The organism is Bacteroides sp. 1001136B_160425_E2, assembly GCF_015559655.1.
Lineage (GTDB): Bacteria > Bacteroidota > Bacteroidia > Bacteroidales > Bacteroidaceae > Bacteroides > Bacteroides luhongzhouii.
Genome location: NZ_JADMQH010000020.1, coordinates 39,347 through 61,692, shown reverse-complemented (window position 1 = coordinate 61,692; position 22,346 = coordinate 39,347). Strand labels below are relative to the sequence as shown.

The following is a 22,346-nucleotide window of genomic DNA, read 5'->3' as shown; positions in this document are numbered from 1 at the left end:
TGATTTGTTTCTTCATGATTACTTCTTCTTTTTTAGTTCGTTAGAGAAAGAATAAGGGAAATCGGACTCTTTGGTACCACGTTGCTGATTGGGGGTTGCGTCCATTTTGAAAGAAATGGTGGCGCCATTCAACAAATCCTGATGAGTCAGGTAGTTTTTGGTGTATTCTTTGCCATTCAACGTCATCGATGAAATGTAACGCTTGTCGTCTCCGTTATTCGGAGCAGAGATAGACACCGTCTTTCCGTTTTCCAGATGCAGCTTCATCTCCTTGAAGTAAGGAGTACCCAAAACATATTCATCCGTACCCGGACATACCGGATAGAATCCCATGGCAGAGAATACATACCAGGCGGAAGTCTGACCGTTATCCTCATCACCGCAGTAACCGTCGGGAGCAGGAGTATAAAGTTTGTCCATCACTTCACGAATCCAATGTTGCGCTTTCCAGGGTTCCCCGGAATAGTTGTACATATAGAGCATGTGCTGAATCGGTTGATTACCATGTGCATAGTTACCCATATTCATTATCTGCATCTCACGGATTTCATGAATAACGGCTCTGTAATAGCTTTCATCGAAAATCGGAGGCAGAATAAATACAGAGTCCATCATCTGGTTGAATCCGTCTTTACCTCCCATCAGGTCGATCAGACCTTGAGGATCATGGAATACCGACCAGGTGTAATGCCAGCTGTTACCTTCCGTAAAGGCATCACCCCACTTCAACGGATTGAACGGAGACTGGAACGTACCGTCTTCATTCTTACCGCGCATCAACTTGTGTTCGGGATCATAAAGATTCTTATAGTTCATCGCTCTCTTTGCGAAGACCTCGATCTCTTTTTTCGGCTTCTTCAAGGCTTTGCCCAGTTGATAGATACACCAGTCATCATAAGCATATTCCAATGTACGGGCTGCATTTTCGTTAATACCTACGTTATAAGGCACATATCCCAGTTTATTGTAATATTCATATCCCAGACGTCCGGTAGAACGAACATTCGGATGCACCGCATTCGCTCCATGTTTCACGGCCTCCCACAGCGTCTCGATATCATATCCTTTTAATCCTTTCAAATAAGCATCGGCAACGATGGAAGCGGAGTTGTTTCCAACCATACAACCTCTATGGCCGGGGCTCGCCCATTCCGGAAGGAAGCCGCTTTCCTTATAAGTGTTCACCAGTCCTTCCTGCATCTTCGTATTCATGGATGGATACATCAGGTTAAGAAATGGAAAAAGACAACGGAACGTATCCCAGAAACCGGTATCGGTAAACATATATCCCGGAAGTACTTCGCCGTTATAAGGGCTATAATGCATCACGTCTCCTTTTGCATCTATCTCGTAGAAACTTCTGGGAAATAATACCGAACGATACAGACAAGAGTAGAAGGTACGCAAATGATCGATATCATCATCTTTCACTTCAATACGTCCCAGAACATCGTTCCATACCTTGCGGCCTTTTGCTGCAATCTGTTCAATATTGTCCGTACCCAGTTCTTTCAGGTTCAGCTCCGCCTGTTCGGGACTGATAAAAGAAGAAGCTACACGCACATTTACCTGTTCGCCCTTGCGGGTTTTGAAACCGATCAGTGCGCCGGCATGATTGTCTGTCGCTTCCAGTTTGTTGGTGTCAATCACACCGCCGGCTACGGCAGCCGTATAAGTAAACGGTTTGTCGAATACCAGTACAAAGTAGTTTTTAAAGTTGGCAGGAACACCACCGCTGTTTTTTGTGGTATAGCCGATAATCTTGTTCTCCGAAGGGATTACTTTCACAAACGAGCCTTTATCGAAGGCGTCTACCACTACGTAAGAATGGTCGTTTTCGGGGAAAGTGAAACGGAAAGCAGCCGCTCTCTCTGTCGGAGCGATTTCGGTCACTACATCATGATCGGCAAGATATACCTTATAATAATAAGGAGTAGCCGTTTCAGCTTTGTGAGAGAACCAACTGGCACGCTCATCCTGATTAAATACTGCCTTACCGGTTACCGGCATAATGGCAAATTGACCGTAATCATTGATCCAGGGACTTGGTTGATGGGTTTGTTTGAATCCTCTGATCTTGTCAGCGTCATACGTATACGCCCATCCATCGCCCATTTTACCAGTCTGCGGAACCCAAAAGTTCATTCCCCAGGGTAGCGCAATGGCGGGGTAAGTATTTCCGGTAGATAATGCGTGCTTTGACTGCGTACCAACCAGTGGACTAACGTAGTCCACCGGTCCGGTAATTGTTTTTGCAGTCATACTCCACGCACTAAGTAACGTAAAAGCGAATAGAGCTAGTTTCTTCATGGTGTGTGTTATTTAATCAATTTTCCTTCAAGCATCTTAATATAATATCCACCTACAACGGAACGTGCCTGAAAGCCTCTCTGATTCGGTTCATCTGTAAACACCCAGTCGGACATCGGAACACGGTTAGGTGTAACGTTCATAAACAGATATACGGGTTCGATAAATTTCTCAAAGGTAGCCTTGTCATTTGCCAATGTAGCTGTCCACATGATCCAGTCGGTTTTTGTGTATGTTTCACGGTTATCCAACGGAAGACCATATTTATTTTGCTTCGAAAGATAGTAAGCTATTTCCGTTTCTGCAACATTTTTAGGGAAGATTTGCAGATTCAACAGTTTATCCCATACCAAGTTATACTTCTGGCTCCATGTTCCCGGCTTATCAAATGTCAGACGATAGTGGTCACCATCATCAGCCATTTTCACCCATTCGGCAGCCATTTCTTTCGCTTTCTGTGTGTACTTTTCAGCCACGTCTTTTTTACCCAGCATATCTGCCAGATAACCGTAGGAAGCAACCCCCATGATCGCTTTGATAGAAAGGTTGGCATTGTGTGCAAAGTGACCTGCAAAGTCATCGGTACAAAGTTGGTTGGCCGGATCAAGTCCGTTCTCTACCAGATAGTCTGTCCATGTGGTCAAAGTTTCCCAATGTTTCTGTGCGTAATCTGCATTACCTTCTACCTTTGCAATGGCAGCAGCCAGCACTACCATATTACCCGATTCTTCTACAGGCATATCACCGCCATAGGTCTGGCCGTTAGCCAATGGATAAGTACCGACATCATGTGCAGCAAATGGTTTCGCCCATTTTCCGCTTTCGCTATAATAGAAGATATGGTTCATAGTAGCCTTCACCAATTCCGGATTATAGTATAAAAGCAACGGAGCTCCCGGATAAGTCAGGTCGACCGTTCCGATGGAACCATTACTGAAGTTCTCCTTAGAAAGGAATACCAAGTCACCGTTCGGAGCCTGTACCAGTTTATGAGCTGCCAATGCCTGGCGATAAGCCAATGCACAAAGTTCAGCATATTTACGTCCACCGGCAACAGTAGCTTCTTCCATCAGTTTCTTATCAAAAGCAGCGCTATTCTTCATTTGCGTCTTGTATTCTTTCTCCGCTTTCTGGAATTGGGAAACAATCGTTTCATTGCCCTCACGGTTCCAGTAGGGACGCAGGTTATCACCAAAGTATTGGATAGAATAAATATCATCATATCCGATCAACAGGTGGCCATCAGCTTTTTGTGTTTCGCCCAATGAACGTACCAAAGCCAGTTTATCATAACCATTTGTGGTAGGAGCTTCCAGTTTATTGGCTACAAAGTTCTTCCGCAGCTCTCTGCCGTCACCGATTGCATAAGTGCTGTTTTCCTTTTCTGCCGCGAGATAGAAATGTCCCCAGTCGATACGAACATCATCACCCTTTTTCTTCAGAATATCCTGATTACGGCTTCCGGTACGAAGGAATAACAAATCACCGTCAGTAAAGCTGTCAGCAACAGATTCCTGGTGAGGTTGGTCGATTGCCCATTGTGGAGATGCTTCGAAATACAACTCAACCTGATGTTTCTGACCGTCATTGGAGGCTACTTCATAAGAAATGTAGTTGACCGGACGTGACAACAAGTCCAGATTATCCATGAACATAGGAGCGGTAAATGTCAGTTTCAAATCTACCGGACCGCAAGTAAATGTATAATAAGTCTGCATGGGTTGTACATCTACAGAAGTTTGTTGCGCTGTTTGATGGAAAGAACGGTAACCGTCCAGTTCTACCAACAAGCCGAAATCCAGCAATCCGTTTCCTACCCGGTTACGACAATAGCCGGCAATCAGATTTTCACCCGGTTTCAAAGAAGCGACCACTTCTTCAGACAGTTTCACCCGCTCGTTCTTTTTACAAGCATTACCTGTATCTACTACTTTGATGCCGTTGATATAAATGATAGCGTCATCGTCATGAGAGAATTCAAGATATACATTCTTCCCTGTCAAATCCTCCTGAATATCAGCCACCCGGCGTACCCAGATAAATTCTTCACCCCATTGGGTCTTGGCAGTATGTTCATTTTCCATGGTTCCGAAGGCAGCTTCGCCTTCTTTCCAGGCTTTATCATTAAATCCGGCATTCTGCCATCCGTCAGCAGGCTGTTGAGTGGTATACTTTCCCGTCCAGCTACCTTGTTCGGATGTCTTCACCAAAGGTCTTAGTTCCAGCTCTTCCGTTCCCATGAAACGGTAGGTTTGTCCGTCTACTTTCGCAACGCCAAGCAAAGGAAAGTCCTTGCCTGTCCAATGTTTCACAGGGCTGTCATACAGATTGTCCGTAGTGGACCATGCACTGGTATAAGGATCGATCGTCACCAGCGGATATGCCGGAGCACGTAATTCATTCTTCTCGTGCTGTTCTATCTGGGTCTCACAGCTACAAAGTACAGAAGCTGTTCCCAGCAACAGCATCATCAGTTGTTGTTTCATAATTTAATTCACCTATTTATTTAATCTATTTACCATTCTATCGATACATTCACTCCGGCAGGGTCATTCTCAAAACGCAATAAAAGAGTTTTGGAAGATTCATCCCATTCAGACTGTTCTGCCTTTCCGTTTACCAAGACCTTTCCAGGTTTACGTGGCAAAAGGACTCTTGATACATTCGTCGTATGTAACGGACTTTTAGCTACGAACGAGTAGCTTTGCTTCCCTACTTTTTCATCATAAATACGGGAGGCTCCACAAAGTACCTTTGCTTTAACTTTACCCGATACTTTATTCAAGTCGTACAAATACCCCTGTTCACCGGGATTAATCTGCTTGACAGTCAATACCGGCAGGTCTTTGTCGAACAAATCGATATACAATCCCGACAGTTTCAAAGGCTCTTTAGAAGAACTCTCATCCATTACTGCCGCAATCGTATAAGGACCACGTTCCACCATAAAATTGTTTTTGATTTCTATCTTCTTACCTGTTTTACTCTGATAAGCGGATGCAATCGTTTCAAAGTATTTCCGGTCGTTCCCGCCCTTTAATACAAAATGTTTCGGATCTTCGCGCATGACAATCACGGTGCCTTTCCCAAATCGATAGGTTCCATCACTGGGAGTGCGGGACAAGCCCATCGCCTCAAACAGATGTTCCGAAGGGGCTTTGTATGCGTTTCCTTCCGTATTCCACCATTCTAAAACTGTTTGATAAGGATCGACATCTTCTCCACAGTACACCAACGTACCTCCCTTTTTAACCCAGTCTGTCAGATAGTTATGATATTCCGATTTCATCGGTTTCATATTCGAATAAGACATTACGAGCACTTGAAGTCCGTTGAAAGTATCTTTAAACGGAGTATTCTCCATGTGTACCAGTTCCACCGGAATTCCCCTTTTCAGTAAAGGCAAGGTTTGTCCATAGAAACTGGAGAATTGTGGATCGTCATATCCGTTATGATCCGGGAAACGCTGGAACATCAGCGAATTTGCCATCAATACACCAATGCCGTGCGTACCGCTGATTTGTTTGTCAGAAGTGCGAATGTCATTCAAAGTGTTAATCATCACCTGCATTTGCGTAGAATACGAACGGGGAATACGTTCTTTCTGATCCGTTCCTGCTATCCGGTATAATCCCTGATAAATACGATCCGGCCATGGCATCACTTCATAAGTATCCACCATCGGATACATTAACTGTGCGGCAAAAGTGGCCTGATAATTGATCTTATAATCCAACCAGTCTTTGGCACGGTCTTCAATCGGGTCGGTCAGGAAATACATTCTACGATTTAAAGGGGCAGTCATGGATTTCATGCATCCGTATTCGAGAAAAGCATTCTCAAATACACGCTCTTTCTTTACACCGTTATAGAAGTTCGGTTCACGGGCAGTACCTGTCCACACTTGTGCGATATAACCATCTACACAATCCAATGAAGCCAGACTGGCTTCCGGACTTACAATCTGCCAGGAAGTATAGTTAATCAAAGAGTGAGTAGGCACGTAGCATTTCACATCCAATCCTTTCGATTTGCCATATTCTTTCGCATAAGTGAATATCTTATCCAATGCATTATAGTAGAGATGATATTTCAATTTATTGGAGAGATAGGTATTCTCGGGAGATTCATGTTGAGGTCTCCAAGGAAAATTATAATATTTCTGCCATTCGGACTTGAAAGCCTCGCTGTATCCGCCACGCATCCAGAACTCCGGTTCTTCCAGATAGATGGAAGTAATGCCGGCATCAATCACCCGCTTTATCTGCGTTTCCTGCATATAACGGATAAAACTTTCGGTAGGCACAATGTAAGGAATCAAGTGTCCGTGGGCTATCTCGTTTCCATTACGATCCCGCTGGCCCTCTTTCAGGTGACCGTCTATTCCATCCCATTTGCCGAGAAAATAGTCTTTATAGTCTCCCCATGCCACTCCGGTCATAAATTGCGTCTGATACCCCTTGTCTCTCCACGACTGAACACGCTGTTCAAAAGAAACACCCTTTTTATCCAGCGTGCCATACACCATCGTGGCATCAGCACGCACATCTGTTTCGGGTTTCCAGGGTTCGGCAGTTTGAAAAGTCGTTTTTGCTTCCTTGTCTTTGGCCGTTTGAGTTTGAGCAAAAGAAGCATAATTGCCGGTTAATAACAGGCTGAATATAATCAGTAGTTGTTTATTATTCATTTTTACGTGGTTCTGTGTCGTTTTCTATTTACTTCTTAGCCGGAAACAAAAGCATCAATGCCGGTATACCGGAAGCAGAATAGCTGTCGATTTCCGCACCTTCCGACAACTTTTTATAGTATTCGCCTCCACATACGTTCCGTGTCTTATCTCTGTTTGCCCAACCTGTTTTGATGGTACGTTTCAGGAACGGGAGATATTGGGTTTGTCCGCAATCATACACCAACCATGCCATATATTCCGCAAAGATGGCAGTATAGATACCCTGTTCAATACCACCTTCGAAAGGTAGCACTTTATGTTCTGCAGACATGTCTTTCACTGTATAGTCTGCCGCAAGAATAGCATTGTCCAGATAACGTTTCTCTCCGGTCGCTTTATAAAGCAGTATGGAGGCTCCGATAAAGGTTGCCTGATTATAGACATGTGCTTTCCAGGCGGGATTGCCATTTCCATGACGGCTATCAGCAATCTTTCCAGTTGCTTTATCCAACAGATTTTCCACTCCCCATTCATAGATTTCTTTACCTTTGGCAAGATATTGAGCTTTCGTCTGATAATCCGGCCGTTTGTCGGTCGATTCTTTTCTATTTTCAGGCACGTTATTGTAGAGGGTTAATGCCGCAACAACTGTCGGAAAGTTGATACATGCCATCTTTCCATCACCGAATTTATTCGGTTTCGGATTTTGAATGGGCTGCCATTGCCAGAACATACCTCCGTTTTCTTTGTCATACGAACCGGTATCACCGACTTTTTCCGAGCCATACCATACACGTTTGAAACTGGCTTCCGAGAGTTTCAGATATTCGTCCACTCCAAAAAGTTCGTAGCCGCGTGCCAGGCTGATAGTCCACCACATGATGTCATCGTAGATGAACCAGCCGGTATTTTCATTGTTATCATCAAAATCAAACTGACAATATTGCGCTTTGTTCCCTGCGAATATTTTCTCGCAGAGTGTTTTATAATAACTTGTCTTCTTTCTGTCTTTCTGTGCCTTTGCCAGTTTATAAGCATTCATTGCCATATCCCAATAAATAGGCTGGCACCAGATAGCCGCTGCTCCATTGCCACGGTCAACAGCACTTGGATAGGAAGAATTTGTCTTGTAAATATATTTACTGGAGTCTAGTAGTGTATTGTTAAATCCTTCATAAGCTGCCCATACATCTTCGTTAGTATATGCATGCTTCTGGTTTGCTTTTCCTGAATTGCCGACTGCCCATATAGTAGTTGATGCTCCCAATAGTAGTGTCAGAGCCAAAAGAATTTTGCCTTTCATGATAGTTTATAAGTTTATAGTATTTTTCCTGTTACAAAGATTGCAGAAATAGCTGAAAAAAAACGATAATATTTATTCAATAAAGAACAAATACAGACCAAAACACTTTTCTACAATAAAAATAAAGGATTAATAAAGGGTTATTGGAGAATAATTTCCCCTCACTCTGTCCTTATGACAGAGATAAGGGGAATATTTAATCTACCTATTGAAAACTCATCCCGGTAAACAATTATTTATTATCTGTAATGTCTGTGGATTCAACCCATTGCCAGTTATTGCCAACCAATGTTGCCGTATGGCCTTTCAAACCTGTTATTGTGCTGGTAGCACTTTGAGTAGGCTGATCACCTTTCACTTCAAAATCCCAGGCTTCTACCAAATTCGGATTATCGGCACTTACACCTTCTTCATTACCCATATAAGAAGCATATACCTGATTTTCTGTCCGGTTTGTTTTCCAGATACGTATCTTCTTTATGTAACCGGAGAACCATTCGTTACGATTTCTATTATTGTCCATCATACAGAATCCGGTCATGTGAATCTGATTGACTATGGATTGTTTATTGATATACGTTCTCCAAGGCTCACCCACACGAATGATTTCACCTTGTCTCGTACCGTCAATCATAGAATAACACTTCACATCTGTCGGAGTATCAAATCCCGGCAGTCCCTTATCCCTGAACAAGAATGCATAATGCGTCCAACGATCTTTGGTCCAGTTGTCCGACTTTTTCCATCCCGGTTCCCATTCTTGTGGATTTGTGTAATTATTATCTTGCCAGTGAGCAACCATTGTTCTTAATAATCCCTTTGTACGATCCTGTGCACGCCATCCGCTCCAATAAGGATCGTTGGTCATGGTAGAAAGGAAAGTACAGTTGTCTTCTCCCTGTTTATTACAATATTCTTTAATATTCACCCAAAGTTCAATCGTGAATGCCTGATTGTCATCCTCTCCAAACTTCACATAATCCTCGCTATAGCCAAAGTCTATATAAGAACCGGCATTTCCGTCTACAAACAGATTCCAGGTAATCTGACTGTTATCCGGCCATGCAGAATCTTCTACTTCTTCTACTTTCTTATCGGCAGTAGCAATAGCCTCATCATAAATCTCCTGCGTCATATCTGTGATGGAACCGGATTTGATTCTTTCAGCCAGACTTTCCAAGTCTTTAGCTGCACTCTCCAAAACCGACTTATTTTCTACCGGATATTGTCCCTGATGATTTCCCCATTTCGTTTCATCGTTAGCAATCGCAAGTATTTCATCCGCCTTAGCCAGCAAATTATTGATATATTGCTGTGCTTCCGGAGACAGATTGTAATATTTTGAATTTTTAAACTCATCAATCGCCTGATTTACCTTTGCTACAGCTGCTTCCAAAGCTGTCTCATCCAGTTCTTCACCAGCTTCTACCCGTGCTATCAGTGCATCCAACTCGGTAATAGCCGCATTTAATATATCCTTTCCGGTTTCAGGATATGTCCCGGGAGCAGTTCCGTAGGTCGAATTTTTCAATAAATAATTCAATGACGTACGGCTTTCCTGCAAGATACTTAATGGTGTATCTGTTATATACTCGTCCTCAATATCGTCACAAGCAGTAAATATCCCTGCCAGACAAGAAATCAGGAGGAAAGAGAGGAGCATTGCTCCCTCTCTCCATTTATTAGTTAAACATTCCATGTTTTTCATCGTTTTTACATTATTATTCAACAATACGTTGCCACTCGTAAGTACCGATAATCTTAGCAGTATGACGACCTGTCAAATCTATTACTTCATTACCCGAACCGGAAGGTTTGGTCATGAAATCCCATGCTGCCGCCAAATCTGCCTCTTTACCTGTCACTTCAGCCGTTCCATTATAAGAATTCTGAATATATTTGTCATCCTTTGCGCTTTTCCAGATACGGATTTTCTTCATATAACCGGCAAAGCCTTCTTCAAACAGATTATCACTGGTACGCATATAACGTCCGAAAGCAGTCATCGGCGCATTATAGTTGGCATAGTTGCTCGAATTATAGAATCTGCTACCCACGCTTCCCTCGGTTGTTTTCACTTCTCCGTTCACATACAACTTCGCACGAAGCTCCGGATTGCCCGGCAAGCCTTTATCACTGTACACAAACAAGAAATGTTGCCATTCTCCATCTTCCGGTGCCTTTAGTGACGGTTCACAGATATTTCCTCCTGTTTCGCCCCAAGTTGCACGATAAATACCACCGTCTGCATTACGCCAATACATCATCCAGCCGTTACGCCATCCGTCACCGCCCATGTAAGTTGACAGGAACACATTCTGGTCTTTTCCACCACCTTTGGTTACTTTCACCCAAAACTCAACAGTAAAGGCTTGGTTTCCTTCGGTTCCGAAATTGACATATTCTTCGCTACGTCCGAAATCGATATAAGAACCACCGTCACCACGTCCGTCCACAAACAGTTCAGCCGGTGTCGTTTCAGCATCTTCCGTACGGACCGTGCTCTCAAACTGTTCTATAGCCGCCTTGGCTTCTGCCACATAGCGTTGTTTCTCATTTTCCGACGGAGAGGGTTTCTGATATTTGATTAAAAGTACCGCACGATTGGCATCATCTATCGCATCTGTCAGAATTGCCCGGCTTTCGGTGGGATACTGTCCTTTCTTATCTCCGTAGTCTGAATTTTGCTGCAAATCGGTCATTTCAGCAATCAATACATCCAGTTGGTCGATATAGGTATCTTCTATTTCAGGAGCCGCGGTATACTCGTCATGCATTTCTTCAGAACAAGCCGCCAATTGAAGTGTCAGTACCATGCACAACACATAATACCACATTTTCCAATTTGAATATTTCGTATTCATTATTCTTCTTTTTTATGGGTTACAATTATTTATCTGCCGGAAACAATAACATCAATGCCGGTATTCCGGATGCACTATAGCTGTCAATAGTAGCGCCTTCTATCTGTGCCTTATGATATTCGCCACCACACAAATTACGTGTCCGGTCGCGATTAGCCCAGCCATAATTAATGCTACGTTTCAAGAACGGTATATACTGGGTCTGACCACAATCGTTCACCAGCATGGCCATGTATTCCGCAAAGATAGCGGTATAAATACCCTGTTCCACGCCACTCTCAAACGGCAGTAAATCGTACGTTCCGGACATGGTATTCATTGTATAGTCAGCTCCTAAAATTGCATTGTCCAAATATGTTTTCTCACCGGTAGCTTTATAAAGCAATAACGAAGCTCCGATAAAAGTAGCCTGATTGTATACATGGTCCGACCATGCCGGATTGCCTTCACCATGTTTGCTGTCGGCAACTTCTCCGGTATTACTGTCTACCAGATTCTTCACAGCCCATTCATAGATTTCTTTTCCTTTTGCCAGATAAGCTTCCTTCGTTTCATAATGCGGACGGGTAAAATCACCGTACTTATTACTCCAGCTTTCCGGATTCGGATCAGCCACACGATCGGCAGGAACATTGTTGTAAAGGGTCAATGCAGCTACTACAGTCGGGAAATTGATACAAGCCATCTTACCATCGCCGGCTACATTTTCATTCGGATTGCCGATAGGCTGCCATTGCCAAAACATACCTCCACCCAAATTCTTTTCAGGATCTGCATAGGAACCCGTATCACCTACCCGGGGAGAGCCGTACCACACACGTGCAAAACTTGCTTCTGCCAGACTGCGATACTCTTCCACTTTAAATAATTCGTAAGCACGTGCCAAAGTAATGGTCCACCACTGTATATCATCATAGATAAACCAGCCGGTATTCTCATTATTATTATCGAAATCAAAGTTTACATAATGTGCTTTATTTCCGGCAAACAAATCATCACACAACTGCTTGTATTTGTTTTCTCTTTCCGCATCCCCATCCGCTTTTGCACGTTTATATGCGTTCATAGCCATGTCCCAATAGATCGGTTGACACCAGATAGCGGCAGCTCCGTTATTACGGTCTGTAGCCGCAGTATAAGCGGTACTTGTTTTATAAATGTTCTTATCGGGGTCCAGTAAGTTATCATTAAATGCTTCATAGGCAGTCCAGGTATCCGCATTGGTATACTCCGGGACAATCTCGTAATCCGGAGTATATGGCTTTGCCTGTTTATCCTCATTGCAAGAGGACATACAAAGGGCACCGGACATGAGACAAACTGCAGAGAAAATATATTGTTTCATCATAATTTCTATTTTATAATCAGTATTTAGAATCCTGTATTCTGAACCAAGTTTTTATCAATATCAATTTCGCCCTGTGGTATAGGGAAGAAGTACTGACGGTCAAAAATACGCTTCACAATCTCCGTACGTTTAAAGAATTCATTTCCGTCATAATTGACATTCATGCCGTGAATTGCCTTGTTGAAATACTCATTTACCAATCCCCAGCGACGTACATCAAAATAACGGCAGTTTTCAAAACTCAATTCAATGCGTTTCTCCTTACGGATCAGCTCCATGACTTCTTCCGTTGTAGTCGGTTTAGGCAGATTGACAGTTTCACCGTATCCCGGAATACCCGCACGCTTACGGATCATGTTCATATACGTCCAAATGTCTTCATGAGTCGGGCTGACATGCGCAAGTGCTTCGATATAGTCAAAATAAATATTAGTCAGACGCAAGAGCACACAAACCAAGTTCTGGTTACGGTCGCCGGAATCCATTCCTTTGCGTACCAAATAACCTGTACTCGTGTAGTCATTGCTACCTTGTTCTTTACCACAACTTCCGCTATAAGTGAAATCTACTATATAATCGCCTTCTGTTCCATCAAACCATCTTGAATTACTAAAGGTAATGTCTACATAGAAACGAGGTTCACGATTAACATACATCATTCTGGTTCCTGTCGGTGCATATAAAGTACCGTCTATTCCTTTGTATTCTGTTGTAGAAACTCCTTCTTCTACATAATCGGATTTTTCGTTGATAATCGGAGTGACTCCGTCAGCGCTATAACCGGAAATAGGGGATTCTCCGTTTGACATAAAATAGGCATCTACCATTTCTTGGGTTGCTCCCAACAAACTACCACCCCTATAATTGGTCGTATTACCGGATCTATTTGGCATACGGTCGTACTGCATGGTTCCGGCAGCATTATCCAAACGATAGAAAATCATTTCTTTATTGTTACCCATTTCAGAAAACAGGGTTCTTACTGCACGGCGATAAGATTCCGTCGGGCTGAATCCTTCCGAGTCCGGACCGGAAACAGAAACACCGTCCTTATTGGTATACATCAGATGATAACGAGTTCCGTAATTAGAGAAGAAAGTGTTACATTCATCAATCACTTTCTGCCAATTGGCACGTTTGGTAGCTTCGTCCGGTTTGTTAGGAAACAGTTTTGTTCCGTCCGTGTTAGCCAAGTCTGAATAGAAATTGCACTCTCCATTAAACAACCAGCTGGCACGATAAGTCAATGCTTCAATGATAAATGCCTGTGCAATCGCCTTATCAATACGGCCATATCCGGACACTTTGTCGGTAGAAGCATCGTCCAGCAAACCATCGTTTTGCGCACCCCTCAGTTCTGATACGATAAAATCGAAACACTCATCTACTGTATTGCGCGGGAGCTGCAACTCATCGCTCGGAGTATCCATCGGGAAATCCTTTTCAAGCAAAGGAACCGGACCATAAGTACGCACTAAATAAAAATAGTAGATCGCCCGCAAAGCTCTTGCTTCCGCTTTCCATTGATTTCTTTCTGTAACAGTCAGCGGTGCCTGATCTACATTTTCTGTAAATACTGCCGCTTCATGAATACCAGAAAACCAGCTCTTCCAGCGATACAATACCATCGTTCCTTCAGTCGCATCGATAGAGTTGTTATTTATCAATTTCCCTTTATTGTCATTTGTCCACTCTGCTTCGTCGCTGGAGCCTGTCCAGGGACCGGGAGTACGGTACAGACTTGTTTCGTGCACCTGACGTTGGTTAAATTCATCCGGTAAGAATGTGTATACGTTCGAAAGATACCGCAAGGCTCCATCTCTAGTTGTGAAAATCTCCTTTAGTGATAAACGGTCATCAGGCACCTGGTCAAAATAGTCATTACAAGATGTCGTCAAGAGACACGCCAGCAAACTAACGATTATATAATTATATTTTTTCATTATCTTTTTGTTTAGAATGTGAAATTAATACCAACTGAATAAGAAGTCGTATTTGGATAAGAAGCACCATTATCGGTATTCAACTCCGGATCCCACAATTTGAAACGACTCAAAGTGAACAGGTTAGTTCCCATTACGTATACAGCCGCATTCTTCAGATGAACTTTATTCACCCAAGGTTTCGGCAGATTATAAGATATCTGCAATGTCTTCAAACGCAGGAAGTTCATGTTACGCACCCACCAGGTACTTCTCTGGAAGTTATTAATGTTACTGGTTGTTTCGCTTCCATAAGACAAACGCGGATAAAAGGCATTCTGATCCGGATTATCTTCTGTCCAACGGTCGCCAATGTTAGAGTAGAGGTTACCACTACCACCACCGCCATTAAACGGATTAATACTGCTACCGTTCAAGACACGTTCGGCTCCTGCCACTCCCTGGAACATCATGCCCACAGACAAGTCTTTCCAACCTACTGTAAACCCGAAACCATAGACAGTTGTCGGCACATCACCACGAGAAATGTAAGTCTGGTCGTATGCATCTATCTGACCGTCATTGTTTAAATCCTTGTATTTGATATCTCCGGCTTTCACTGTTCCAAACTGTGACGCAAACGGTTTGGGAGTAATTGCTTTATTGGCATCCGACAAAGATTCCCAACGTGCCATATCATCTATTTCAGCTTGAGTGAACAGTCCCTCGGCAACATATCCTTTCACTCCATTGATGTTGTGCCCATATTGGTTCATCCATTCGTATTTCTGTTCCGGCAATTCTCCTTGAATCCATTTATCCTTATTAAAGGTGACATTACCACGAAGCGCAATTACCCAGTCTTTATTGATACGCTTGTTATACTCGATCGTTCCGTCAAATCCCTTATTTTCTATGATACCGATGTTTCCGTAAGGAGCAGATGTGTTGTATCCCAAGAATGAAGGTATAGAATGTTCACGCTTCAACAAGATGTTTTCACGACGTTCTTTAAACAAGTCGAACACAATAGACAGGTCGTCATTAAATAGCTTAAGGTCAATACCCAAGTCTTGTTTGCGAGATTCTTCCCAAATCAGGTCAACAGCCATATTCACTGTTTCATAACCGGACCACTTAGTTCCATTCGGTCCGAATTTATAACCATAGTCTCCATTTTCTTTCATCTGATCCAGATACATAAAACGACGGTCGGAAACTTCGCTATTACCCACTTTACCATCCGTATAACGTATCTTCAAGAAAGAAACTGCCTTCGACAGAGGTTGCCAGAATTTCTCATTTGAAACAACCCACCCTACACCAAATGCAGGGAAAGTTCCGAAACGATGTTTAGGCGAAAAGTTCTCGGCGCCGTTATAACCGATGTTGAATTCTGCGAAGTAACGGTCTTTCCATGAATAAGTGGCACGGCCGGCAATACCCATCATACGATACGGAATCGCATCTTCCAGTGTTCCTTTCGGATATAATAGTTTGGATTGCTGATTGAACAGGAATAACGCACTGACACGATGATCGTCGTTGAATGTCCGGTCATAGTTCAAGGAAGCCTCCAAATAGGTCTTTTTGTTACCACTCGTTTCCTGTTTATAGCTTAACACGTTACTTCCTTCATAAATACGTTGCAAAATAGGCTGCCCATTCATATCGTAAGGAACACTAGTGTCCAGGAAGTTGTAGGTAGACTCCGCACGGTCCTGATGTACATGTATCTCATTGTATACGTCGAATGCATACATAGCAGTCAGTTTCAGTCCTTTCGTGAGCATATCCAAATTCTGTGTGACGCGCAAATTAGAGTAAATCTGATTTTTCGTCAGATTATCATAGCCACGACGTGTAGCCTGCGAATAAGGGTTATTAAAGTTGTTATTGGTTGAAGTTCCCGGTACATAGGCTTCTCCGTTAACAAAGAACATCTTCGGATATTCAACCGGTGAGATAGACATTGCCGCATTATACAAATCGGCAGAAGAGATGGCCGGATAATTTCCTTCTCCCAGATAACCTTGCGCACCGATCTCGACCTTAGTAGTAGGAGTTACATCGATATTCAAATTGGTAGTAAAGTTATAACGGCTATATTTCATTTTGGAGTCATAGGTGTTGATATTCTTATCAGTCACCGTCATACCTGTCTCATTAAAATAGCTGACTGATGCATAATAAGCGACTTTCTCGCTACCACCGCGTACATTTACATTCACACGGCGATTATGTCCCCAATCATTAAAGATTTCTTTCAACCAATCCACATTCGGATATAGATAAGGATCCTTGCCGGCAATCGTGTTACGTATTTGATCTTCTGTATATTTCGTAGCAATACCGTCATTACGCATTGCCTCGTTGGCTGCATTCATATAAGTAATGCCGTCTGCCAAATCGACCATCTTCGTAAAACGGGTAAACGATTCATAATAATCCGCGCTCACTGTCGGTTTTCCTACCTTTCCCGGTTTGGTTTTAATCAAAATTACGCCATTAGCACCACGTACACCATACACAGCTGTTGCTGATGCATCTTTCAGCGTTGTCAACGATTCAATATCTTCCGGATCGATGTCATTGAACGAACGTTCCACTCCATCCACCAATACCAGCGGAGAAGAAGTGTTGGGAGTGGAAATACCACGAATCCAGATATCAGCTGCATCTTTTCCCGGTTCTCCTGTACGTTGTACAGCCACAACACCCGCCAAACGACCTGCCAATGTAGTTGTTAAACTGGCAGAAGGCGTCTTAATATCTTCCATCTTCATGGAAGACTGTGCACCGATATTACTTATTTTACGCTGGGTACCATAACCCACAATAACAGTCTCTTCCAATTCGTTCACTTGTTCTTCCAAGGTGACATCATAAATGTTGGTCGAAGCATTGGTTCGTATTTCAGAAGTTTTAAACCCGATATAGGTAAATTTAAGCACTACGCTCTTCTTGGTTACAAATATCTCATACAAACCATCCATATTCGTAATTGAACCGTTTGCATCTCCATCCACAGTAACGTTCACCCCAATAAGCGGTTCTCCTTTTATATCAGTGACACGTCCGGATATTTTCCGCTTATTCTGTTGCTGCCCGGTTGAAGCAGGGGCTTTTCCGGAAATAAATATTTGCCTGTCAGAGATCCGATAAGTACACGAAGTACCTTCAAAAAGTTCAGAAAGAATTTCTTCTATATTCTTATTCTTACTGTCGATAGATACCTTACGGTCTAAATTGACAGCGTCATCTAAATAGAAGAAAACAAATTGACTACTTTTCTCTATTGTTTTAAGCACTTCTCTCAACGTCGAGTTACTCACGCTGACCGAAAGGGTCTTAAATTGAGAATAATTGTTGTAACTTGCGAAAGAGTAGTCCATTCCAAGAAGTAAAAAGCACAGGAATAGCCCGAGAACCTTACTCTTTCGTTCTCTAATTGCATTTTTCATATTAAACATGTTAAAAATTTCTCATAATATTATTTTCTGTATCTAAACATTCATGGGCACACAAGTCCCATCTGGATGATAGTTCGTATCATCCACTCTCTTCAATAATTACCATAAAATACGGGAGTTAGATTAGTTTGTTATCTTATCTTTTCATATCTATTTCTTTACTACTCGATACGTTTTATACTGTTCATCATAGGCATAAGAAATTGGTGCAACAAAGGTTAATCCATTAATAACTGTTTCAAAGTTGTCTTTCAAATCGATTTTTCCGGAACATTTTATTTTACTTAGCGCTGGGTCAAATTCTACATTCACACCATAATAGGTAGACAGGCGTTGCAAGACTATTCCCAAATCGGCACTTTGGAAACAATAGAGTCCATTTATCCACGATATTGCCTGTTCTACATCTACTTGTGATATATTTTCCTTTCCATCGGCAGAACTGAACATCTGATTAGGAGCCAAAATCGCTTTCGGAGTCCGGGCTGTCTCTACCTGAACACATCCTTGCGCCAGCACTACACTTCTAATTGCTTCCGACTCATACGCCGTTACATTAAATTTAGTACCAAGCACCCTGACATTCATATCTTTGGTCCGCACATAGAAAGGGCGGTTTTCATCTCTGGCTACTTCTATGTAGATTTCTCCATCCACATAGATTTCACGTTTGTCTTTTTCAAACTCTACCGGATAAATCACTCTTGTGCCGGCATTCACCCAGACTTTAGATCCATCGGCAAACGTCAATACCGATCGCTTTCCACGCGGAATGACCAATTGATTGTAAGCAGCCGATTTTTCCTTTTGTATACTTTCCTGATTTGTTTTGATTTCTACGGAATCATACGTAATCTCCGTTTCTTTTTCTTTCAGGCTCACTACGTTATCTTCCGCCAAAATCAACAGTGTTTCTTCCGTCAGAGGCAAATCAGCTTTGGTATTCACTGCAAAGGTGGCAATATCCGGGTCCAGCATCGAAGAATAACTCTTTAACAAGAAGAAACATCCCACAAGAATGGCAACACTGGCCGCCGAGCTCAATCCTATCAAGAAATAGTTCTTACGTTTCGCCTTCTCCTTATTTATATTGGTTGCCTGAATACGAGTCCATAAATCATCCGTTTCCTCGTTTGAAAGCACTTCTTCTTTCTCTTTTGAAAAAACCTCCAAATATCTTTTTGCAGCTATATATTCATCTATATTAGAAGGATTCAACCATTCAAATTCATCCCAAAACTTCTGTGTTTCTTCCGTAGGGTTATTCATGGAAGAAATAAAGAAATCATTCTGAAGGAATTCTTCAAAAGTATATAGGGAAAAATCTGTATGTTTTTGTTCAGAGTTCATCATTTTCATTGTCTTTACGTATGGATAACAGTTGTACTTTCATTTTATACTCACCTTTTTCGAAGTTTTTTTCCACTTTTTTTTGGTAGGCAGGAAAAATGGGCTGGTTATTCTCTCTTATTTTCTCTTAAATAAGTCCCGGATACGTCCCAAAGCCCGTTGAATAGAGTTAGAAACAGATTGATTATTCATATCTGTCACTTTACTTATTTCATCGATACTCATCTCTTTGATATATCGATAATAAATAATTTCACGCTGTCTGTCCGTCAATACAGACATCATATTATGTACGGTTGCCTGAACTAGTTGTTCCTGTTCATTATTAATATATATAGTTTCCGGAGTGGAAGGGGATTCGTCAACCGTTTCTTCTCTCTCACCTATTTCATCAAATGGAAGAGAGTCTGTTGTTTTTTTAAGCGCATTAAAAAGAGTGTTTTTCAACGCTACCGTCAAATAAGCTGCAATATTATCAGTTGGGGCCAATTTTGCACGATTCATGTGAATTTTCACAAACACATCATGTATGCAATCTTTGATTAATTCTTTGTCTGAAGTATATAATAGCCCAAATCGAAACAGATCTTGCACCGTTCGATTATAGATTTGGTTATACGCACTCGAATCTCCTTCGAGAAACCTTTTCCACAAAAGAGAATCGGAAAGAGTGTGTATATCTGACTTCATTATAATAAGTATGTTTAATTTATAAGGACAAAAATAAAACAATAAATCAAAAAAAGCCCATCTTTATTAAAATATTAATTACGGATGGGCCGAACTTTTCAGATTTTACTTCAATGGGCTTGCCTCTACTCCCTCGAAAGTCATCTTTATGGGTTTTATTTTTCCATCTTTATCAAAGTACATACGGTCAACGCAGGTCACACGAGCGTTTCCATCCGTTTCACCCAAAGGATGGCGATGATAAATGATGTACCATTCGTCCTCTCCCGGCCCTTTTACAACTGAATGATGGCCGGCCCCTGTTCCAATATTGGGATCTCTCTGTAATATTTTCGCTTCTCTTTTGAAAGGTCCGAACGGTGAGTCGGCAATTGCATAAGCGACACAATAATCCGGTCCGGTCCAACCGCCTTCCGACCACATAAAATAGTATTTTCCGTTACGTTTCAACATGAAAGGTCCCTCTACATATTTTTCGGGGGTTACTTCCTTATAAAGGGTACCATCTTCAAACGGCACGATACTCAACAAGTCCGGGGCCAATTTCACCATATTACAATGTCCCCAGCCACCATAATACATATAATACTGTCCGTCATCGTCTTTGTAAACAAACTGATCGATCGGTTGCGCACCATTTACAAATTTATCAATCAGAGGTTTGCCTAGCGCATCTTTGAATGGTCCGGCAGGATTGTCGGCCACAGCTACACCAATACCGCCCAGTTCATTATTGCTTTGGATATCATTCGCACCGAAGAATATATAATATTTATCATTCGCATGAATCACGGCAGGTGCCCATAAAGCACGTTTAAACCAACTTATATTCTCTTTTGATAACACTTTCGGATGCTTTGTCCAATTCACCAGGTCTTTAGACGAAAAAGCATCCATGAAGGTTTGTTCATCATAAGGTGCTGAATACGTAGGATAAATCCAGTATTCATCCCCAAATACAACTCCTTCCGGATCGGCATACCATCCCGGGAATACAGGATTGCCACTCGTCTTCAGTTGTTGATTGGCTTTTTGTCCAAATACAGACTGGGAACAGCAAATAATACTAAGAAGAATAAAGTGCTTCAGTTTCATACAATATCAATTTTAAAGTTCGTGCTACAAAGATGAGAAAAAACAACTAGAAATTCAATAAATACCAACCAATTAAGGATAAATACTAACCAATCTGCAAAAAAAAGATGATTTATCAAGATTTTGTGCTTTCTTTGCAGTGTCATTATTAAATGAAAAATGCCATGAAAAGCAGATTGTTATTATTAGCCGTACTTTTAGTCATTATTTGTGCATCCTGTCAACCCAAGAAGAAAACAGAGCCGAAAAAGGAAGCCGTAACAGGAGCTACTTATACAAATCCGTTACGTGAAAGGGGAGCAGAACCATGGGCCGTTTTTCATGAAGGGAAATATTATTATACACAAGGTGCTGAAAGCAGAATCGTGCTTTGGGAAACCAGTGATATTACAAACTTGAACGATAGTCTTAAAAAGCCTGTATGGATACCAACCGACCCTAGTAACTCCCATCACTTATGGGCTCCCGAAATGCATCGCATCAACAACAAATGGTATATTTACTTCGCTGCAGACGATGGCAACATGGACAATCACCAGATTTATGTAATTGAGAATGAAGCTAATATTCCTACAGAGGGTAAGTTTGTCATGAAAGGGCGCATCCCGACCGACAAAGACAACAACTGGGCAATTCATGCGAGTACTTTCGAGCACAACGGACAGCGTTACATGATTTGGTGCGGATGGCAAAAACGAAGGATTGACAGCGAAACACAATGTATTTACATCGCTTCGATGGAAAATCCATGGACTCTTTCTTCCGACAGAGTCCTGATTTCCAAACCTGAATATGAATGGGAGTGTCAATGGGTGAATCCCGATGGCAGCAAAACAGCCTATCCGATCCATGTGAACGAAGCACCTCATTTCTTTCAGCCGAAGAATAAAGATAAAGTATGCATTTTTTATTCCGCCAGCGGTAGCTGGACTCCCTATTATTGTGTAGGATTACTGACAGCAGACGCCAATGCCAACCTATTGGACCCTGCTTCCTGGAAGAAACATCCGACACCCGTATTTCAGCAGGAACCGGAGAATGAAGTTTTTGGCCCCGGCGGCAGTTCTTTCGTCTCTTCACCGGATGGAAAGGAATGTTATATGCTTTATCATGCCCGTCAGATACCGAATGATGCTCCGGGTGCTATGGACTCACGTTCTCCCCGCTTGCAAAAAATAGAGTGGGATAAAGACGGGATGCCTGTATTGGGCATCCCGGACAAAGCCGGAGAACCGATAGCTAAGCCTTCGGGTTCTCCAGACAATCAGAACTAATGACATTCTGTACTTTCAGAGCCAAGATATGAGCGTTTTAATCCTCCC

13 protein-coding genes are annotated in these 22,346 nt (G+C 42.2%); 1 reads left to right on the top strand and 12 read right to left on the bottom strand.

What is annotated here, in order from left to right; all coding sequences use genetic code 11:
- Positions 1–18: 18 nt before the first annotated feature.
- The 12 genes from I2I04_RS18710 to I2I04_RS18655 all read right to left on the bottom strand — a co-directional run bounded on the left by I2I04_RS18710 (position 19) and on the right by I2I04_RS18655 (position 21,024).
- A complete protein-coding gene (locus I2I04_RS18710) occupies positions 19–2,310 on the bottom strand; it encodes a GH92 family glycosyl hydrolase (protein WP_195655653.1) in 2,292 nt (763 codons plus the stop codon).
- An 8-nt stretch (positions 2,311–2,318) separates the two neighbouring features.
- Positions 2,319–4,796, bottom strand: coding sequence for a glutaminase domain-containing protein (locus tag I2I04_RS18705; protein ID WP_195655652.1), 2,478 nt, complete (start codon positions 4,794–4,796; stop codon positions 2,319–2,321).
- 29 nt (positions 4,797–4,825) lie between these two features.
- On the bottom strand, positions 4,826–6,997 hold the full coding sequence (locus I2I04_RS18700; RefSeq protein ID WP_195655651.1) for a hypothetical protein: 2,172 nt from the start codon (positions 6,995–6,997) through the stop codon (positions 4,826–4,828).
- A 28-nt stretch (positions 6,998–7,025) separates the two neighbouring features.
- On the bottom strand, positions 7,026–8,282 hold the full coding sequence (locus I2I04_RS18695) for a glycoside hydrolase family 76 protein (protein ID WP_195470124.1): 1,257 nt from the start codon (positions 8,280–8,282) through the stop codon (positions 7,026–7,028).
- A 232-nt stretch (positions 8,283–8,514) separates the two neighbouring features.
- Positions 8,515–9,981 carry a DUF4972 domain-containing protein gene (locus I2I04_RS18690; RefSeq protein WP_195655650.1) on the bottom strand — a complete coding sequence of 489 codons (1,467 nt, stop codon included), beginning with the start codon at positions 9,979–9,981 and terminating at the stop codon, positions 8,515–8,517.
- 22 nt (positions 9,982–10,003) lie between these two features.
- Positions 10,004–11,146, bottom strand: coding sequence for a DUF4972 domain-containing protein (locus I2I04_RS18685; RefSeq protein ID WP_195655649.1), 1,143 nt, complete (start codon positions 11,144–11,146; stop codon positions 10,004–10,006).
- Positions 11,147–11,171: 25 nt separating this feature from the next.
- Positions 11,172–12,494, bottom strand: a complete 1,323-nt coding sequence (locus tag I2I04_RS18680; protein ID WP_195470121.1) for a glycoside hydrolase family 76 protein — start codon at positions 12,492–12,494, stop codon at positions 11,172–11,174.
- Between the two features lie 23 nt (positions 12,495–12,517).
- Entirely contained in the window at positions 12,518–14,437 is a 1,920-nt protein-coding gene (locus I2I04_RS18675; protein ID WP_143256848.1) for a RagB/SusD family nutrient uptake outer membrane protein, read from the bottom strand.
- 11 nt (positions 14,438–14,448) lie between these two features.
- Positions 14,449–17,880, bottom strand: a complete 3,432-nt coding sequence (locus I2I04_RS18670) for a TonB-dependent receptor (protein ID WP_143256847.1) — start codon at positions 17,878–17,880, stop codon at positions 14,449–14,451.
- A gap of 159 nt (positions 17,881–18,039) precedes the next feature.
- Positions 18,040–19,242, bottom strand: a complete 1,203-nt coding sequence (locus I2I04_RS18665; RefSeq protein WP_195655648.1) for a FecR family protein — start codon at positions 19,240–19,242, stop codon at positions 18,040–18,042.
- 114 nt (positions 19,243–19,356) lie between these two features.
- Positions 19,357–19,929: an RNA polymerase sigma factor gene (locus I2I04_RS18660; RefSeq protein WP_195655647.1), complete on the bottom strand. Its 573-nt coding sequence runs from the start codon at positions 19,927–19,929 to the stop codon at positions 19,357–19,359.
- 105 nt (positions 19,930–20,034) lie between these two features.
- Positions 20,035–21,024 carry a glycoside hydrolase family 43 protein gene (locus tag I2I04_RS18655; RefSeq protein WP_195470119.1) on the bottom strand — a complete coding sequence of 330 codons (990 nt, stop codon included), beginning with the start codon at positions 21,022–21,024 and terminating at the stop codon, positions 20,035–20,037.
- A gap of 164 nt (positions 21,025–21,188) precedes the next feature.
- Between I2I04_RS18655 and I2I04_RS18650 the strand changes: the two genes are divergently transcribed.
- Positions 21,189–22,298 carry a family 43 glycosylhydrolase gene (locus I2I04_RS18650; RefSeq protein WP_195470118.1) on the top strand — a complete coding sequence of 370 codons (1,110 nt, stop codon included), beginning with the start codon at positions 21,189–21,191 and terminating at the stop codon, positions 22,296–22,298.
- The last annotated feature ends 48 nt before the right edge of the window (positions 22,299–22,346 follow it).

Coding starts and splice junctions, on each gene's coding strand:
- I2I04_RS18655 (WP_195470119.1), bottom strand. CDS start 21,024: ATGAAACTGAAGCACTTTATTCTTCTTAGTATTATTTGCTGTTCCCAG.
- I2I04_RS18660 (WP_195655647.1), bottom strand. CDS start 19,929: ATGAAGTCAGATATACACACTCTTTCCGATTCTCTTTTGTGGAAAAGG.
- I2I04_RS18680 (WP_195470121.1), bottom strand. CDS start 12,494: ATGATGAAACAATATATTTTCTCTGCAGTTTGTCTCATGTCCGGTGCC.
- I2I04_RS18695 (WP_195470124.1), bottom strand. CDS start 8,282: ATGAAAGGCAAAATTCTTTTGGCTCTGACACTACTATTGGGAGCATCA.
- I2I04_RS18670 (WP_143256847.1), bottom strand. CDS start 17,880: ATGAAAAATGCAATTAGAGAACGAAAGAGTAAGGTTCTCGGGCTATTC.
- I2I04_RS18675 (WP_143256848.1), bottom strand. CDS start 14,437: ATGAAAAAATATAATTATATAATCGTTAGTTTGCTGGCGTGTCTCTTG.
- I2I04_RS18650 (WP_195470118.1), top strand. CDS start 21,189: ATGAAAAGCAGATTGTTATTATTAGCCGTACTTTTAGTCATTATTTGT.
- I2I04_RS18705 (WP_195655652.1), bottom strand. CDS start 4,796: ATGAAACAACAACTGATGATGCTGTTGCTGGGAACAGCTTCTGTACTT.
- I2I04_RS18700 (WP_195655651.1), bottom strand. CDS start 6,997: ATGAATAATAAACAACTACTGATTATATTCAGCCTGTTATTAACCGGC.
- I2I04_RS18685 (WP_195655649.1), bottom strand. CDS start 11,146: ATGAATACGAAATATTCAAATTGGAAAATGTGGTATTATGTGTTGTGC.
- I2I04_RS18665 (WP_195655648.1), bottom strand. CDS start 19,242: ATGATGAACTCTGAACAAAAACATACAGATTTTTCCCTATATACTTTT.
- I2I04_RS18710 (WP_195655653.1), bottom strand. CDS start 2,310: ATGAAGAAACTAGCTCTATTCGCTTTTACGTTACTTAGTGCGTGGAGT.
- I2I04_RS18690 (WP_195655650.1), bottom strand. CDS start 9,981: ATGGAATGTTTAACTAATAAATGGAGAGAGGGAGCAATGCTCCTCTCT.